Origin of the sequence: Bradyrhizobium sp. (genome assembly GCF_035701725.1) — a bacterium.
Taxonomy (GTDB): Bacteria; Pseudomonadota; Alphaproteobacteria; order Rhizobiales; family Xanthobacteraceae; genus Bradyrhizobium.
In genome coordinates, this window is sequence record NZ_DASSRP010000424.1 from 13,024 (window position 1) to 28,553 (window position 15,530).

The 15,530-nt window shown below is 63.1% G+C and carries 14 protein-coding genes and 1 tRNA gene; 10 read left to right on the forward strand and 5 right to left on the reverse strand.

What is annotated here, in order from left to right; all coding sequences use genetic code 11:
* Nucleotides 1-30: 30 nt before the first annotated feature.
* Nucleotides 31-1,257, reverse strand: a complete 1,227-nt coding sequence (locus VFL62_RS26185) for an acyl-CoA dehydrogenase family protein (RefSeq protein WP_414644850.1) — start codon at nt 1,255-1,257, stop codon at nt 31-33.
* 51 nt (nt 1,258-1,308) lie between these two features.
* On the reverse strand, nt 1,309-1,833 hold the full coding sequence (locus tag VFL62_RS26190; RefSeq protein ID WP_325175298.1) for a flavin reductase family protein: 525 nt from the start codon (nt 1,831-1,833) through the stop codon (nt 1,309-1,311).
* Between VFL62_RS26190 and VFL62_RS26195 the strand changes: the two genes are divergently transcribed.
* Nucleotides 1,757-2,467: a MarR family winged helix-turn-helix transcriptional regulator gene (locus VFL62_RS26195; protein WP_325175299.1), complete on the forward strand. Its 711-nt coding sequence runs from the start codon at nt 1,757-1,759 to the stop codon at nt 2,465-2,467. The two genes, VFL62_RS26190 and VFL62_RS26195, sit on opposite strands and share 77 nt — an antisense overlap.
* 157 nt (nt 2,468-2,624) lie before the next feature.
* On the opposite strand, the gene VFL62_RS26200 is transcribed toward VFL62_RS26195, so the two are convergent.
* Nucleotides 2,625-2,699, reverse strand: a tRNA-Gln gene (locus tag VFL62_RS26200).
* 282 nt (nt 2,700-2,981) lie between these two features.
* On the opposite strand from VFL62_RS26200, the gene VFL62_RS26205 reads away from it, so the two are divergent.
* Complete coding sequence (locus VFL62_RS26205; protein ID WP_325175300.1) at nt 2,982-4,760, forward strand: acyl-CoA dehydrogenase; 1,779 nt, start codon at nt 2,982-2,984, stop codon at nt 4,758-4,760.
* A gap of 24 nt (nt 4,761-4,784) precedes the next feature.
* Here VFL62_RS26205 and VFL62_RS26210 read toward each other — a convergent pair whose 3' ends face one another.
* Nucleotides 4,785-5,081: a copper-binding protein gene (locus VFL62_RS26210; protein WP_325175301.1), complete on the reverse strand. Its 297-nt coding sequence runs from the start codon at nt 5,079-5,081 to the stop codon at nt 4,785-4,787.
* 118 nt (nt 5,082-5,199) lie between these two features.
* A complete protein-coding gene (locus VFL62_RS26215) occupies nt 5,200-6,207 on the reverse strand; it encodes a hypothetical protein (RefSeq protein ID WP_325175302.1) in 1,008 nt (335 codons plus the stop codon).
* A gap of 318 nt (nt 6,208-6,525) precedes the next feature.
* Between VFL62_RS26215 and VFL62_RS26220 the strand changes: the two genes are divergently transcribed.
* The 8 genes from VFL62_RS26220 (at nt 6,526) to VFL62_RS26255 (ending at nt 15,373) form a co-directional block, all read left to right on the forward strand.
* Nucleotides 6,526-7,287 carry a crotonase/enoyl-CoA hydratase family protein gene (locus VFL62_RS26220; RefSeq protein ID WP_325175303.1) on the forward strand — a complete coding sequence of 254 codons (762 nt, stop codon included), beginning with the start codon at nt 6,526-6,528 and terminating at the stop codon, nt 7,285-7,287.
* A gap of 62 nt (nt 7,288-7,349) precedes the next feature.
* The gene (locus VFL62_RS26225) at nt 7,350-9,011 is read left to right on the forward strand and encodes a bifunctional metallophosphatase/5'-nucleotidase (RefSeq protein WP_325175304.1); all 1,662 of its coding nucleotides are present in this window, start codon (nt 7,350-7,352) and stop codon (nt 9,009-9,011) included.
* A gap of 101 nt (nt 9,012-9,112) precedes the next feature.
* Entirely contained in the window at nt 9,113-10,048 is a 936-nt protein-coding gene (locus VFL62_RS26230; RefSeq protein ID WP_325175305.1) for a histone deacetylase family protein, read from the forward strand.
* 54 nt (nt 10,049-10,102) lie between these two features.
* Nucleotides 10,103-10,354, forward strand: coding sequence for an exodeoxyribonuclease VII small subunit (locus VFL62_RS26235; RefSeq protein WP_325175306.1), 252 nt, complete (start codon nt 10,103-10,105; stop codon nt 10,352-10,354).
* Nucleotides 10,355-10,835: 481 nt separating this feature from the next.
* On the forward strand, nt 10,836-12,761 hold the full coding sequence (gene dxs / locus VFL62_RS26240; RefSeq protein WP_325175307.1) for a 1-deoxy-D-xylulose-5-phosphate synthase: 1,926 nt from the start codon (nt 10,836-10,838) through the stop codon (nt 12,759-12,761).
* Between the two features lie 60 nt (nt 12,762-12,821).
* On the forward strand, nt 12,822-13,382 hold the full coding sequence (locus VFL62_RS26245; protein ID WP_325175308.1) for a nucleoside 2-deoxyribosyltransferase: 561 nt from the start codon (nt 12,822-12,824) through the stop codon (nt 13,380-13,382).
* Nucleotides 13,383-13,401: 19 nt separating this feature from the next.
* Nucleotides 13,402-14,136: a TlyA family RNA methyltransferase gene (locus VFL62_RS26250; RefSeq protein ID WP_325175309.1), complete on the forward strand. Its 735-nt coding sequence runs from the start codon at nt 13,402-13,404 to the stop codon at nt 14,134-14,136.
* Nucleotides 14,129-15,373 carry a class I SAM-dependent RNA methyltransferase gene (locus VFL62_RS26255; protein ID WP_325175310.1) on the forward strand — a complete coding sequence of 415 codons (1,245 nt, stop codon included), beginning with the start codon at nt 14,129-14,131 and terminating at the stop codon, nt 15,371-15,373. The genes VFL62_RS26250 and VFL62_RS26255 overlap by 8 nt, the downstream gene beginning before the upstream one ends.
* Nucleotides 15,374-15,530: the final 157 nt, after the last annotated feature.

The window sequence follows — 15,530 nt, forward strand, 5'->3', positions numbered from 1 at the left end:
CTGGCAGATCCTTCGTTGCGATGAAGCCGATCAATACTGTCCCTGCGGTACGAGCCCGAGCGCCATCTGACCGTACATCGTGCCCACCGCGTCCCAGTTCATGCTGATATGACGACCGACGGCATTGACGTCGCGCCAGGCCCGCTGCACCGGATTCGCAAGGTCGAGCCCGGCGCCACCGGTCGATGCGTTGAGAGCCTCGATGGCGCGAATGGCAAGGCTCACCGAAAATGCCTGCCCGCGCCGGCTGAGGATGCGCTCCTCGACCGAGACGGACCTGCCGTCCCGAACGGCGGCGGCCCGATTGCGAAGATCGCGCAGCAGAAGATCGCGCGCCGCGTCGGTCGATGCGGCGGCCTCGGCGACGCGAAGTTGAATCGTGGGAAACTCCGCCATCTTGTTGTTGTGGCCCGCGACGGCTCCGCGCGTGACGCGCGTGCTCGTTCGCGCGATATAGTCCTCCAGCGCGCCAGCGGCCGCGCCGACCGCCGTCGAGGCGAGGCACGATGGAATGTTGCAGAGCATCGGAATCGAGAAAGCGGGGTTGCGGTCGTAAAGCACAGCGCCGGGCGTTTGACCGCTGGTCGTCGCAGCAAAGGTCAGCACGCGATGCGCCGGCACCAAGACGTCGGTCAACACCAGCGTCTTGCTGCCGGTCCCTGCAAGCCCAACGACATTCCAGGTGTCGTCGACGGTGTATTGCGAAGCCGGCACCAGCAGAAATGCCGGCGCCAACCGTCCGTCGCCGGTCTCGGTCGGCACCAGCGCCGCACAGAGCGCCCATTGCGCATTGTCACAGCCGCTCGCGAACGACCAGCGGCCGCTGAGGCGATAGCCGCCCTCGACGACGCCCGCTTTGCAGGCGGGGGCGTAGGAACCGCAGGCCAACGCCTCCGGGCTGGCGCCCCAGACATCGCGCTGCGTCCTTTCGTCAAAACTTGCAATCAGCCATTGATGAGCGGCCAGCAGACCGGCGACCCATGCCGTCGAGGCACAGGATTTTGCAAGTTCGATATTGAGTTCGACCAGCACGTCGAAGTCGTGCTCAAAGCCGCCAAACATCGCCGGCTTCACGATGTCGAAATAGCCGATGCCGCGAAGCGCACTGATATTTTCCGGCGGAACGCGGCAGGCCTTCTCGGTTGCCGGTGCCCGTGCGGCGATTTCCGGCTGAACGGCTGCAAGCCGTGACTTTAGCTCCGAAAGCTCGGGACGAAGTGACGTGCGATGCGCCGTCTCTTTCAATTGCGCTGTCATGGCCATGTCTTGCTCCGCGATTGGACGGTCAGTGTTTGCCGGCACAGGCCTTCAGGCCGGGGTGCTCGCAATCGGCGCCTCTTGAGCAACCGATGAGCAGTATTTTGTATCCTGATAGATCAAGGGTTCGATCGGGTCGTGAACATGGACCGCTTCGGCCTCGCCGATGAAGATGGTGTGCGTACCGTACGGTACGGCGGCGACCTTCCTGCAGAAGATGTTGGCTTGGGCTTCTGCGAGATAACTGACGCCTTCGGCCGACGTCAGCCACGTGCCGTGTCCGAAGCGTGCTTCTGGCGCTACGGCGCCGCTGAAGGCGCAGGAGAGTTCAGACTGATCGCGCCGCAGCACGTTGACGCAGAAATGCCGGCCGACCTGGATGATGTCGTGCAGTAGCGTTGTCTTGTTGATGCAAACGACTAGCGATGGCGGATCGAGCGAAAGCGACGTGACCGCCGTCGCGGTCATGCCATGACGACGGCTCTGATCGGCGGAAGTAATGACGGAAACCGCAGCAGGAAAGCGTCGCATCGCGAGCCTGAAGGCGGCACCCAACTCTCCTGATGTCGCTGACATCGGCCGATCCCTTCCCTCATTTATTTTCACAAACAATATTTGCATTTGCAAATTAATGTCAACGAAAAACTTGCAAATGCAACTTTCTCGTTGGGCGATATCAATGAATCGGCTAGTGTCGGCGTGCAACAGTTGCAACAAAACAGGCAGCAAACGCTTGTACCGGCTAACGAACTCTCTGCCCTATCTGCTGAACCGCGTCGGCGTGCGGATGGGTGAATTATTTTCGCGCCGCATCGCCCGTTATGAAATCACGCTGCCGATGTACCGGGTAATGGCGGCGCTTTGGCAGCAGGGAGATCAGCGCCTGGGCGATCTCGCGGCCATGACCTCGCTCGAGCTATCGACGGCTTCACGGCTGATTGGCGCCTTGAAGCGGAAGGGCCTGGTCTCGCGCAAGCGCCTCGAGGACAACGCGCGCACCGTTGCGATCAACCTGACGACAAAAGGCAAACTGTTGGTCGAGGAACTGATTCCGATCGCGATCCATTTCGAGGAAGTCGCGATCCGCAGCTTGCCGAAGGATGGCCTTGCGAATCTCAAAAGCGTTCTGGCGCAGATCTACACCGACCTCGGCACCATCGAGCCTGAGATCGCCGAAGCGGAGACCCGGCAAGGCAAGGCCCGGCGTTAGGCCCGGATTCTCTCAGCGGATATGTTGCGATCCGGATTCGCGACTCCGGCTCTCGCGGAAGTTGATCGCTTGGAGCTGCGCCAATTCCAGAATACCTAATATATTGATTCGAAATAATTTTTAGTGCAGAAAATAGCTATCTGGGGCCGAAACATTCTGGCTGGGGCGGGAGGATTCGAACCTCCGTATGGTGGAATCAAAATCCACTGCCTTACCACTTGGCGACGCCCCACCGGCCGGAAGCTGAGGATGGCTGGCGCCTCCCCGAACCTGTCGTTCGGCCCCGCCGGTCTATAGAGGCAGGTGGTCCATTTCAACAGGCCAGCGACTGAAATCTGGTTGAAACCCTAAACCTTGGCTGGTGGTCGGACGGCAAGGGCCCTCCTCGTCAGGTGCCGCGCCTGTTACCGGCCTTCCGCCCTGTGTCGCACTGCGACGGAGGGAGGAGTTGAGGGGCGCATCGTTTCATGGGAAGACGGTTTTCATCTGTTTTGCATGCGAGGCTTTGATCCCCATGACCTACCGTGCGCCGATCAACGATATGCTGCTGGCCCTCAATCACGGCGCCGGGCTCGATGCCGCCGTGAAGGCCGGTCATTACGGCGATTTCGACGGCGATATTGCGTCCGCCGTGCTGGAAGAGGCTGGCCGGTTTGCCTCCGACGTGTTGGCGCCGCTCAACCGCACCGGCGATGAACACGGCATCAAGCTCGAGGGCTCCAACGTCATCACCGCGCCAGGCTGGCCCGATGCCTACAAGCGCTGGACCGCAGCGGGATGGAACGCGGTCTCGGGGCCGGAAGACTTCGGCGGCCAGGGCCTGCCGCTCGCCATCAATGCCGCCTGCACCGAAATCTGGAGCGCCTCCAATATCTCGTTCGGCCTTTGCCCGCTTTTGACGCTGAGCGCGATCGAGGCGCTGGAGGCTCATGGCAGCGAGGAGCTGAAGCGGATCTATCTCGAAAAACTGGTCTCCGGCGAGTGGCCCGGCACCATGCAGCTTACCGAGCCGCAGGCGGGATCGGACGTCGGCGCGCTGCGCAGCCGCGCCGAGCGCGCCGGCGATGGCACCTATCGCATCAAGGGCACAAAAATCTTCATCACCTATGGCGACCACGACATGAGCGAGAACATCGTTCATTTCGTCCTGGCTCGCCTGCCCGACGCACCGGCCGGCACCAAAGGCATTTCGCTGTTTCTGATCCCGAAATTCATGGTCAATGCCGACGGCTCGCTCGGCGCGCGCAACGACATCTATGTCAGTGGCATCGAGCACAAGCTCGGCATGCACGCTGCTCCGACCTGCACCATGACCATGGGCGATCATGGCGGCGCGATCGGCTACCTGATCGGCGAAGAAAATCGCGGCATGCAATGCATGTTCACCATGATGAACCAGGCACGTCTTGCCGTTGGCCTGCAGGGCGTCGGCATCGCCGACCGCGCCTATCAGCAGGCCCTCGCCTTCGCCCAGGAGCGCCGCCAGGGCCGCGCCGTTGGCAAGCCCGGCAGCGAATCCGATCCAATCATCGTGCATCCCGACGTCAAGCGCATGCTGATGCAGATGCGCGCCATGACAGCCGCCAGCCGCACCATCTGCTACGCCACGGCCGTCGCGCTCGATATTTCGATGCGGGCCAAGGATGCGAAGGTGCGCGCGGCAGCCGCCGCCCGCGCCGCCCTTCTCACCCCGATTGCAAAAGCCTTCTCCACCGATCTCGGCAATGAAGCCACCTCCATCGGCGTGCAAATCCACGGCGGCATGGGCTTCATCGAAGAAACCGGTGCGGCCCAGCACTATCGCGACGCCCGCATTACCCAGATTTACGAAGGCACCAACGGCATCCAGTCGATCGATCTGGTCACGCGCAAGCTCGCGGCCAACGGCGGCGATTCGGTCTGGGCTCTGCTCGACGAGCTCAAGGATATCGTCAAGCAGGTCGAAACGTCGAACGATCCGGCGTTCGGCACCACCGGCGCCAAGCTGCGCGATGCGCTGGCCGCGCTCGATCGCGCCAGCCGTTGGCTGCTCGAACGCGTGGCATCGGCCCCGAATGAAGCGCTCGCCGGCGCCACACCCTATCTGCGGCTGTTCGGCGCCACGCTCGGCGGATGCATGCTGGCGAATGAAGCGCTCGCCGCGCGCGGCATCGCCGACACCGATCCGCAGCGTTACGTGACGTTGGCGCGGTTCTTCGCCGAAAACATCACGGTGCAGGCCCCCGCGCTCGAGAAGACGGTGACCGACGGCGCGGACGCCATGAAAGGCGCCGACGCGGTGTTGCTGGGATAGAAGGCTTGCAGCAATGCGGGATCGTCAGCGTCGGTCGAGCTTGGTGATGGTCTTGGTCCCGCCGCTTTCGTTGACGGAATAGTTGACGATATCGCCGGCATGCAGCGTCTCAAGCGAGATGCCGCTGCCGACCTTGAACTCCTCGGCCGCCCCGCCGGTGTTCGCACCGACCGTGCCGTTCTGTGTCTGCCGGATCGCGACCGTATTGTTGAGCCGGTTGAGCTGGGTGATGGTTCCGGTATGGGTCTGCTGGGCGAGCGCCGGCGGACCGAACACGGCAAACGCGGCTGCACCGGCTAGAACGATTTTCGCGATCTTCATGGCGCTCTCCCTGTCTGGGAAGAAGACATGCGCGTTAAACCACTTGGCGCGGAATGGTTCCCGTCCAGGGCGGTTCCCGCGACCGCCCTCCTCAACTAGTTAGCCCCCGCGACGAACGCTACTGCGTCACCGGCATCGGGGGACGCGGCGCCGCGCCCACCACGCCGGGGTCGGCCTGCGGCTGAATCTGCATCGGCGGCGGCGCGTAGGGTTGAGCGGCTACGGGCGGCGGGGCCGGAGCCACCGAAGCCTGCGCGGCATAGGGCGAGGTTGTCGCCCGATAAGCGGGCGGCGGCGGTGCCGGCGTTGCCGCCGGCGAATAGCTCGTCGGCGAATAGACGGGCGTCGGCCTGTGCACCGGAGGACGCGGCGCGGCGGCGGCAAGCTTCGCCTTCGCATTCTGTTCGGCAAGCTTGTCGGTGACCTTGGCCAGATCGCGCGCGGTCTGCTGCTGGCTCGCCTTCAACTCGGCGATCGAAGCCTTCAGCGTCTCGACTTCCCGATTGGCATTAGCGAGATCGCGCGCCATCGCCTGCAGTTGCTGTGCGGCATCCTCGGAAACGGGGGGCGCCGCGGCTACTGCATTTCCAGCGGTCGGCACGGCTGCGGCAACATTTCCGGACGTATCGCCGTCAGGGGCGCTCTCGGCCGCGACCGCGGTTTGCGGCGGTACCGTCTCGGCCGGATCGCTCGATGAGGCGGAGTTCGAACCAAGCCCGAGCTTGTCGAGCGGCAACGAGACTGCAATCGCCCATTTCGGAGCCCACGACAGCAATGCCTTCTTGGCGGCATAGCCAAAGGTCTGCCAGCTCAGCGCAGCGGCTCCGATGCCGAGCGCGAGCAGCAAAGCCACGAGGCCCCGCATCGCGCGCCGGAAGAACGAACTCCTGGCCGGCACACCCTCGTTAACGTCTGTGGCGCGGAAGGTCGCATCGACCATCGGCACTGCGGACGAGCCGGAGGGGTCGGAAGCGGCACGGGTAGCGGCTTCGGAATGGTGACGCGCTGCGGCGCGCAAAAGATCGGTGATTTCAGCGTCCGTCGGCGCGACCCTTACCTGGTCGGACGGGACGACGACGAAGTCATGCGGATTGTCAGTCGCTTTCGGCTTCACCCCGGTCGGCATCGGCCCTCCAACGGTACCGGCTCAAAAGCGGCCGGCCAATCGCTTTACGGAATCCCCTGAACTTACCCATACTTAGGATGGCCCGTGATTTGACCAAACCAAGGCAAACCCATGGAGAGGTTGAGGCCAGCGCGCTGAATTTGAAGTTCCTAACAGTTTCGCGGCGGGGCCGTTTAGGATTTCAAATCCAAGAACCGCGCTGGAAAGCACAGTTTGCCGCAAGCCTTGCGAACTTCGGAATCGGAGCGCCAGTTGTGGACGCCCCTCGGCCGAATGTAGGATGGGCGCATCACTCCCGCCCTGTCCGAAAGCCCGCCGATGACCGAGCATCTCACCGTTACTGACAAGGACGCCGTTCGCGTCATCAGGCTTTCCAGGCCGGAGAAGAAGAACGCGATTACGCAGGACATGTATCGCGATATGAGCGCGGCCATCGATAGCGCGCAAGGCAATCCCTCGATCCGCTGCCTCGTCCTTGCCGGCGAGCCCGGTGCCTTTACCGCCGGCAACGACCTTGAGGATTTTCTGAAAGACGGCACCTCGGATACTGGGGCGCCGCGCGCTTCCAATGCGATCAAGTTTCTGCACGCACTGGCCCACAACGCCAAGCCAATCGTCGCGGCGGTGGACGGCATCGCAATCGGGATCGGCACCACCATGCTGTTTCATTGTGATCAGGTGATCGCGAGCACGCGAGCGACTTTCGCAACCCCGTTTATTCATCTTGGCCTGGTGCCGGAAGGCGCTTCCAGCCTGCTGGCGCCTTGGCTGATGGGGCATCAGCGCGCCTTTTCGATGCTGGTGATGGGACACAAGCTTGATGCCGAAGAGGCGCGCAGCGCCGGATTCGTCAACAAGGTGGTTGCGCCGGAAGCACTCGAAGCCGAGGCCGACAAAGTGGCGCACGAGATCGCCGCGCTACCCGCCGAGGCCGTCGCCGCCTCGCGAAAACTTCTCAAACATGCGCCGGAGGATCTCATGCAGCGCATCGACCATGAAAGCCGTCTGTTCGGCGAACGCATGCGCTCGGCCGAAGCGGTTGCGGCCTTCAAGGCGTTTTTCGCACGAAAGAAAGCGTGAAGCGTTCATTGCGAAGCCACCGGCTTCGTGAAACCGTCGCGCCCTCGATCTATGATCGAAGCATGAGACGTTTACCCGCACTCGCCTTCGCCGCTTTGACGTTGATCGCCTCGCCGCCGCCGGCCGTGGCGCAACAGCCAACGGTGAGTTTGCGCATCCTCGCGATCAACGATTTTCACGGCTATCTGCGCGCCCCATCCACCGGAATCAGGATCGCCGATCCAAGCGACAGGACGAAAAAGATCACGGTGCCGGCTGGCGGCGCCGAACAGATGGCGAGCCTCGTCAAAGAACTCGAGCACGACCACAAGAACACGATCTTCGTCGCCGCCGGCGATCTCATCGGCGCAAGTCCGCTGCTGTCGGCGATGTTTCACGACGAACCGACGATCGAATCGCTTTCGATGATGGGGCTGGCGCTGGCCTCCGTCGGCAATCACGAGTTCGACGAAGGCAAGGACGAGTTGAAGCGGATGCAGAATGGCGGCTGCCATCCTGTCGACACCTGCCGGGGACCGCAGCCATTTAAGGGCGCGACATTCCATTACCTCGCGGCTTCGACAGTGGAGACCGCGACCGGCAAAACGCTTTTTCCGCCGTACGAAATCAGGGAATTCGAGGGCATCCCCGTCGCCTTCATCGGCCTGACCCTGAAAGGCACCTCGGGCATTATTTCGCCAGCAAGCGCGGCGGGCCTGGAGTTCCGCGACGAGGCCGAGACCGTGAATGCGCTGATTCCCGAACTGAAAGGTCGCGGCGTCGAGGCCATCGTCGTCCTGATTCACGAAGGCGGCTATCCGACCGGCGACTATAACGAGTGCCCGGCGATATCGGGCGCGATCGTCGACATCGTCAAGAAGTTCGATCGCGCGGTCGATCTCGTGATCAGCGGCCACACGCACCAGCCCTATGTTTGCGACATCGACGGACGCCTCGTCACCTCGGCCGACAAATACGGCACGCTGGTCACCGCCATCGACGTGACGCTCGATGCGAAATCGCGCGACATCGTCAGCGCCAAGGCCGACAACGTTATCGTGCGCAGCAACGTACTGGCCAGGGATGCCGAGCAGACCGCACTGATTGCGGCCTATGACAGGCTCGCAGCTCCCCTGGGCAATCGCCGCGCCGGATCGGTCACCGCAACGCTGTCGCGCGTGCCGAATGAGGCGGGCGAGAGCGCGCTCGGCGATATCGTCGCCGATGCACAATTGGCGGCGACCACAAGCGAGGCCAAGGGCGGCGCGGTCGTTGCCTTCACCAACCCCGGCGGCTTGCGCGCCGACCTTACGGCCAAGGACGACGGCTCGCTGACCTATGCCGACATATTCGCCAGCCAGCCGTTCCGCAATCAGCTCGTCACGCTGACGCTTAAGGGCAGCCAGATCAGGGCGATGCTGGAACAGCAATGGCTCGATCCGAAGCGGCCGCGCATTCTTCAGGTCTCGAAGGGCTTCAGCTATGCGTGGGACGACAGCAAGCCGTTCGGCGAGCGGGTGATTGCAGGCTCGATGTCGTTGAACGGCGCGGCGGTCGATCCGGCCGGCAGCTACCGCGTCACGGTGAACAACTATCTCTCCACCGGCGGCGACGGATTTACAGTGCTGACGGAAGGAACCGCGCAACAGTTCGGCGTCTATGATGCCGATGCGCTCTACGCATACTTCCAGGCCAACAGCCCGATCAGCCCAGCGCCTTCCGACCGCATCAGGCGCTCGAACTAGCGTGTCGAGACCCTCGGGTGATCGGCCCTTTCCCTCCCCGCGATCAGCCCTTACATTGAACGCTTCCGAACAGCGCATTCCTTGCGCGCCAAAGGCCCTGCATGACCACGCTTCTCGTATCCCACCCCTCGACGCTGAATCATCTCACGCCGCCCGGACACCCGGAACGGCCGGACCGGATTCGCGCGGTCGACGAAGTGTTGGGCGAGCGCCGTTTCGATCCGCTGGTGCGCGAACTCGCGCCCGAGGGCTCGCTCGATCTCGTGACGCTTTGCCACGACGAACACTATGTGAGCGAACTGCGCCGCATCGCCCCGGCCAGCGGTCTTGTCTATCTCGACGGCGACACCTCGATGTCGCCTGGCACCTGGGAAGCGGTGATGCGTGGCGTCGGCGGCGCCGTCGCGGCGACCGATGCGATCATGTCAGGCAAGCACAACAACGCCTTCGTGGCGATGCGCCCTCCCGGCCATCACGCCGAGACCAACCGACCGATGGGCTTCTGCTTTTTCGATCACGCCGCGATCGCGGCCCGTCATGCCCAACGCAAATACGGCATCGGCCGCGCGGCGGTGGTCGATTTCGACGTTCACCACGGCAACGGAACCCAGGAGATCTTCTGGGCCGACAAGACCGTGATGTATTGCTCGACGCATCAGATGCCGCTGTTTCCCGGCACGGGCGCCAGCGGCGAGCGCGGCGAGCACGATAACATCGTCAACGCGCCGCTCGCCGCCGACGACGGCGGCGCCAAGTTCCGCGCGGCTTTCGAAAACACGATCCTGCCCAACTTGAGCAAGTTCAGCCCCGAACTCATCATCATCTCGGCCGGTTTCGATGCGCACTATCGCGATCCGTTGGCTTCGCTCAACCTGAAGGCGGAAGATTTCGGATGGGTAACGCGAAGGCTGATGGACCTCGCCGACCGCAGCGCGGGCGGCCGAATTGTCTCGGTCCTCGAAGGCGGTTATGATCTGCAGGGCCTGAAGGAATCGGTCGCGGCCCACGTCAGCGCCCTGATGGGCTCACCATCTTGAAGATGCGCGATCCGTCCGATCGCCGGCTCAAACAGCAAATCCAGGAAAACCAGCATGGCTGATAACGCCCAGGCGGACGTCAAGAAACTTAGCTTTGAGCGCGCGATGGAGGAACTGGAATCCATCGTCAAGCGGCTCGAAGAGGGTAAGGTTCCGCTGGAAGAATCGGTTGCGATCTACGAGCGCGGCGAAGCGCTGAAGCGCCGCTGCGAGGAATTGCTCCGACAGGCGGAAGCGCGTGTCGACAAGATCACCACCGACGCCAGCGGCGCGCCGACCGGTACGGAACCGCTCGACGTGCAATAGGCCGGGCGCGCTCCTGGCACCCTGACCGTTGGCGCATTGGGGCTTTGCCGAAATGGTTAAGCAGGCGAGCCGGCTTGCCCAAATTTTCCTTGAAACTGGCCTATTTAGGCCCGGAAACTTCCTTATGACGCAAAATTGCCGGGTTCCATCCCGGCGCCGGATCCCGGTCGGGTTCCGAAGCCGGTTGGCTTTGGCTGGCATTTTAGTGTAAAGCTTCCAAGACTATGGACTGACGAAGGCACTCGTTCGACGTGTTCCTGCAACGTCAAGTACCTCAACTAGCTGAATAAATTGATCGACAGGGTGGAACGGTCATAGGGTGATGCAAATCACGTTGAACGATCCGGGGCACGCCTAAGACTATCGTTTGGGCCGATGAGCCCTTTGCATCTGACGGTTTTGGGGTGCTTGCGCTCGCTTTTTGAGCAACCCATTTTCCGTCGGACCGTTGATCTCGACTTTGAAAAATTGGAATGACGCTGTGACCGCATATAGTAAGACGCCGCTTCTCGACACGATCCGAACTCCGGACGATCTGCGGAAGCTCAAGGTGGAGCAAGTCCGGCAGGTCGCCGACGAACTGCGCCAGGAAACCATCGATGCGGTTTCGGTGACCGGCGGCCATTTCGGGGCTGGGCTCGGCGTGGTCGAACTGACGACCGCCATTCATTATGTCTTCGACACCCCGCGCGACCGCCTGATCTGGGACGTCGGCCATCAGGCCTATCCGCACAAGATCCTCACCGGCCGCCGCGACCGCATCCGCACGCTGCGTACCGGTGGCGGCCTGTCCGGCTTCACCAAGCGCACCGAGAGCGACTACGATCCGTTCGGCGCCGCGCACTCCTCCACCTCGATCTCGGCCGGGCTCGGCATGGCCGTGGCGCGCGATCTCTCCGGCGGCAAGAACAACGTCATCGCTGTGATCGGCGACGGCGCGATGTCGGCGGGCATGGCCTACGAGGCCATGAACAATGCGGGTGCGATGAACTCCCGCCTGATCGTCATTCTCAACGACAACGACATGTCGATTGCGCCGCCGGTCGGCGCCATGAGCGCCTATCTGTCCCGTCTCTATTCCGGCAAGACCTACCGTTCGCTGCGCGAGGCCGCCAAGCAGCTCGGCAAGCATCTGCCGAAGATCATTGCCAACCGTGCCAACCGCGTCGAGGAGTATTCGCGCGGCTTCATGATGGACGGCGGTACGCTGTTCGAGGAGCTCGGCTTCTATTACGTCGGCCCGATCGACGGCCATAACCTCGATCACCTGCTGCCGGTGCTGCGCAACGTCCGCGACATGGAGGATGGACCGATCCTGGTTCACGTCGTGACGCAGAAGGGCAAGGGCTACGCCCCGGCGGAAGCTTCCGCCGACAAATATCACGCCGTCGTCAAGTTCGACGTCGCGACCGGTGCGCAGGCCAAGGCCAAGCCGAATGCGCCGGCCTATCAGAATGTGTTCGGCCAGAGCCTCGTCAAGGAAGCGCAAAAGGACGAGAAGATCGTCGGCATCACCGCCGCGATGCCCTCCGGCACCGGCATCGACATCTTCAACAAGGCATTCCCCGACCGCACCTTTGACGTCGGCATTGCCGAGCAGCATGCCGTGACCTTTGCGGCGGGCCTTGCCACCGAAGGTTACAAGCCGTTCTGCGCCATTTACTCGACCTTCCTGCAACGCGGCTACGATCAGGTCGTCCATGACGTGGCGATCCAGAGCCTGCCGGTGCGTTTTGCCATCGACCGTGCCGGTCTTGTCGGCGCCGACGGCGCCACCCATGCCGGCTCGTTCGACAATGCCTATCTCGGCTGTCTGCCGAACTTCGTGATCATGGCCGCTTCCGACGAAGCCGAACTGGTCCACATGGTAGCGACGCAGGTTGCCATCAACGACCGCCCGAGCGCGGTGCGTTATCCGCGTGGCGAAGGCCGCGGCGTCGAAATGCCCGAAGTCGGCATTCCGCTCGAGATCGGCAAGGGCCGCATCATCCGTCAGGGCAGCAAGATCGCCTTGCTGTCGTTCGGCACACGGCTCGCCGAATGCGAAAAGGCGGCAGACGAACTCGCCGCGCATGGACTTTCGACCACCATCGCCGACGCGCGCTTCATGAAGCCGCTCGACGAGGAAATGATCCTGAAGCTCGCCCGCGAGCACGAAATCCTGATCACCATCGAGGAAGGCTCGGTCGGCGGCTTCGGTTCGCACGTGATGCAGTTCCTGTCCGACAGCGGCGCGCTCGATGGCGGCGTGCGGATACGTTCGATGGTGCTGCCGGACGAATTCCTCGACCACGATACGCCGAGCGCGATGTATGCCCGCGCCGGTCTCGATGCCAAGGGCATCGTCGCCAAGGTGTTCGAAGCACTCGGCAAGGACGTCAAGACCGAGACGGTCAAGCTCGCCTGATTGGCGGGCTTTGGTCTTGACGCGTTTTCTTCACGCGGTCCCACGTCGGGATACTAGGCGATGACACAGGTTTATCTGGCAGGTCCCGACGTGTTCCTGCCGGATGCCTTGGAAATCGGCCGGCAGAAGGCCGAAATCTGCCGGCGCCACGGTCTGGTCGGACTTTACCCTCTCGATAACATCATTGACCGGGCGGCCAGCGACGCCTCGCTGCAGATATTCAAGGCCAATGAGGTCTTGATGGACCGCTCCGCTGCCATCATCGCCAATCTCACGCCGTTTCGCGGCCCCGGCGCCGATGCCGGGACGGTTTACGAACTCGGCTACATGGCCGGGCGTGGCAAATTCTGCCTTGGTTATTCCAATGATCCCGCCGTCTATGCCGATCGGGTGCGGCGCTTCACCGAAGTGACCGCGCAAGGCGGACGGCTTGCCGACGCCGAAGGATTGACGGTCGAAGATTTCGGCCTCAACGACAATCTCATGACGATTCATGCGCTGGAACTCCATGGCGCGCCGCTCGTGCTGCCGCGTGAAAGGCCGGCCGACATCTGGCGCGACCTCGCCGCCTTCGAAGCCTGTGTGCGACTGGCGGCGGCGCGTCTGAAATCTGGCACCTGACATATACCGGACGAAAAGCATGCCCTCGCCCCGCAAACGCATCGATCTGCTTCTGGTCGAACGCGGGCTGTTCGAAAGCCGCTCACGCGCACGCGCCGCGATCGAGGCGGGCCTCGTCCTGGCCGATGACAAACAGGTTCTGAAAGCTTCCGAGACCATCGCCGCCGACGCCGTGCTGCAGGCGCAGCCAGCCCATCCTTTTGTCTCGCGCGGCGGCGTCAAGCTCGCCGGCGCGCTCGAACAATACCCGATCGAGATCGAGGATCATGTCTGCCTCGATGTCGGCGCCTCGACCGGCGGCTTCACGGAAGTCCTGCTGGCCAACGGTGCCAGCCTGGTGTTTGCGGTCGACGTTGGGCATGGACAGTTGCACCCGTCCCTGCAGGGCCACCCGAAGATCGTCTCGATGGAGGGGACGGACATCCGCGCGTTCGAAGGCAAGCGGCTGCCTGCCCGGCCCGACATCGTCGTGATCGACGTCAGCTTCATCTCGCTCAAGTCGGTCCTGCCGGTTGCCCTGTCGCTTGCGGCCGCGCCGATGCATCTATTGGCGTTGATCAAGCCGCAGTTCGAAGCGACGCGCAAACACTCCAAGCGCGGCATCATCCGCGATACCGCCGTGCATCAGGAAGTTTGCGCCGATATCGCGGCCTTCGCCGCTTCGCTCGGATGCACCGACATCCGCATATTCCCCTCGCCGATCACGGGCGGCGACGGCAATAGCGAATTTTTCATCGGCGCGTACCGTGGTTGAACGCCTGCTCATCGACCATGTCGGCCATCTCGGCGACGGCGTCGCGCTCGTCGAGGGACAGAACATTTTTGTTCCCTACGCGCTCGGCGGCGAGAGCGTGGAAGTCACGGCCGTGCCGGGTCACCACCCGGACCGGCGGCAACTGCTCCGGGTCGAACAGCCGAGCGCAGAACGCGTCGAGCCTTTTTGCCAGCATTTCGGCATCTGCGGCGGCTGCGCCATCCAGCATTGGCAGGCCGAGCACTATCGCGCCTGGAAGCGCGACCTCGTCGTGACGGCGCTCGCGCAAGCGAAAATCGACTGCGAGGTTTATCCGCTGATCGACGCGCATGGCCAGGGCCGGCGGCGGATCACCGTGCACGCACGCAAGGGCACGCATGACGTGCTCAAGGTCGGCTTTTCAACGGCTCATTCACACGATGTCGTGCCGATCGACCGCTGCCCGATTCTCGACCCCGGTCTGGAAGGTGCGCTGGACGCCGCCTGGGCGCTCGCCGAACCCCTGGCCGTGGCCGGCAAGCCGCTCGACATCCAGATCACCGCCAGCGATGGCGGCCTCGACGTCGACGTCCGCGGCTCCGGCGCCTTGCCCGCCGCGCTCGTCTCTGCCTTGTCGGCTGTCGCGACCAAACACCGCCTCGCCCGGCTGACGCGGCATGGCGAGCTGGTGCTGATGCGACAGCCGCCTGGCCTCACCATGGGCAAAGCGCGCGTGATCCTGCCGCCGGGCTGTTTCCTTCAGGCGACGGTGGCCGGCGAGGAGACTTTGGCGGCGCTGGTCGCAAGACATTGCGGGCGTGCCAAACACATTGTCGATCTCTTCTGCGGTGTCGGTCCATTTGCGCTCCGGCTCGCCGAGAAATCGCGCATGGCGGCCTATGACAGCGATGCGAATGCCATTTCCAGCCTGCAAAAGGCGGCTGCCACCACCAGCGGCCTCAAGCCTCTCAAAGCCGAGACGCGCGACCTGTTTCGCCGCCCGCTGGTGGCGGAAGAATTGCGCGACTTCGATGGCGTCGTGTTCGATCCGCCGCGGCAGGGCGCACAATCCCAGGCCGAGAGGCTCGCTTCCAGCAAGGTGCCGCTCGTGATCGCCGTCTCCTGCAACGTCACGACGTTTGCCCGCGATGCGCGCATTTTGATCGACGGCGGTTACAGAATCGAGGGCGTCACACCCGTCGACCAGTTCCGGCACACACCGCATGTCGAACTGGTGGCACGCTTTACACGAAAATAAAGCAAGGCGTAGTCGCGCGGGCTCAGCGGCCCCAGCGATCCTGCCAGATCTTCTCGCCGATCATGCACGAGACGCGCTCCTTGTCGGCGACGGGAACCACGCGACGCTCCGGCGTGCGGCCGGCAACCTCTAGCAGGAGCTTGGTGCGAATGGCTTC

Excerpts from the sequence above, each read along its gene's own strand:
- VFL62_RS26185 (WP_414644850.1), bottom strand. The coding sequence starts at position 1,257 with ATGACAGCGCAATTGAAAGAGACGGCGCATCGCACGTCACTTCGTCCC.
- VFL62_RS26195 (WP_325175299.1), top strand. The coding sequence starts at position 1,757 with ATGACGGAAACCGCAGCAGGAAAGCGTCGCATCGCGAGCCTGAAGGCG.
- VFL62_RS26190 (WP_325175298.1), bottom strand. The coding sequence starts at position 1,833 with ATGTCAGCGACATCAGGAGAGTTGGGTGCCGCCTTCAGGCTCGCGATG.
- VFL62_RS26205 (WP_325175300.1), top strand. The coding sequence starts at position 2,982 with ATGACCTACCGTGCGCCGATCAACGATATGCTGCTGGCCCTCAATCAC.
- VFL62_RS26210 (WP_325175301.1), bottom strand. The coding sequence starts at position 5,081 with ATGAAGATCGCGAAAATCGTTCTAGCCGGTGCAGCCGCGTTTGCCGTG.
- VFL62_RS26215 (WP_325175302.1), bottom strand. The coding sequence starts at position 6,207 with ATGCCGACCGGGGTGAAGCCGAAAGCGACTGACAATCCGCATGACTTC.
- VFL62_RS26220 (WP_325175303.1), top strand. The coding sequence starts at position 6,526 with ATGACCGAGCATCTCACCGTTACTGACAAGGACGCCGTTCGCGTCATC.
- VFL62_RS26225 (WP_325175304.1), top strand. The coding sequence starts at position 7,350 with ATGAGACGTTTACCCGCACTCGCCTTCGCCGCTTTGACGTTGATCGCC.
- VFL62_RS26230 (WP_325175305.1), top strand. The coding sequence starts at position 9,113 with ATGACCACGCTTCTCGTATCCCACCCCTCGACGCTGAATCATCTCACG.
- VFL62_RS26235 (WP_325175306.1), top strand. The coding sequence starts at position 10,103 with ATGGCTGATAACGCCCAGGCGGACGTCAAGAAACTTAGCTTTGAGCGC.
- VFL62_RS26245 (WP_325175308.1), top strand. The coding sequence starts at position 12,822 with ATGACACAGGTTTATCTGGCAGGTCCCGACGTGTTCCTGCCGGATGCC.
- VFL62_RS26250 (WP_325175309.1), top strand. The coding sequence starts at position 13,402 with ATGCCCTCGCCCCGCAAACGCATCGATCTGCTTCTGGTCGAACGCGGG.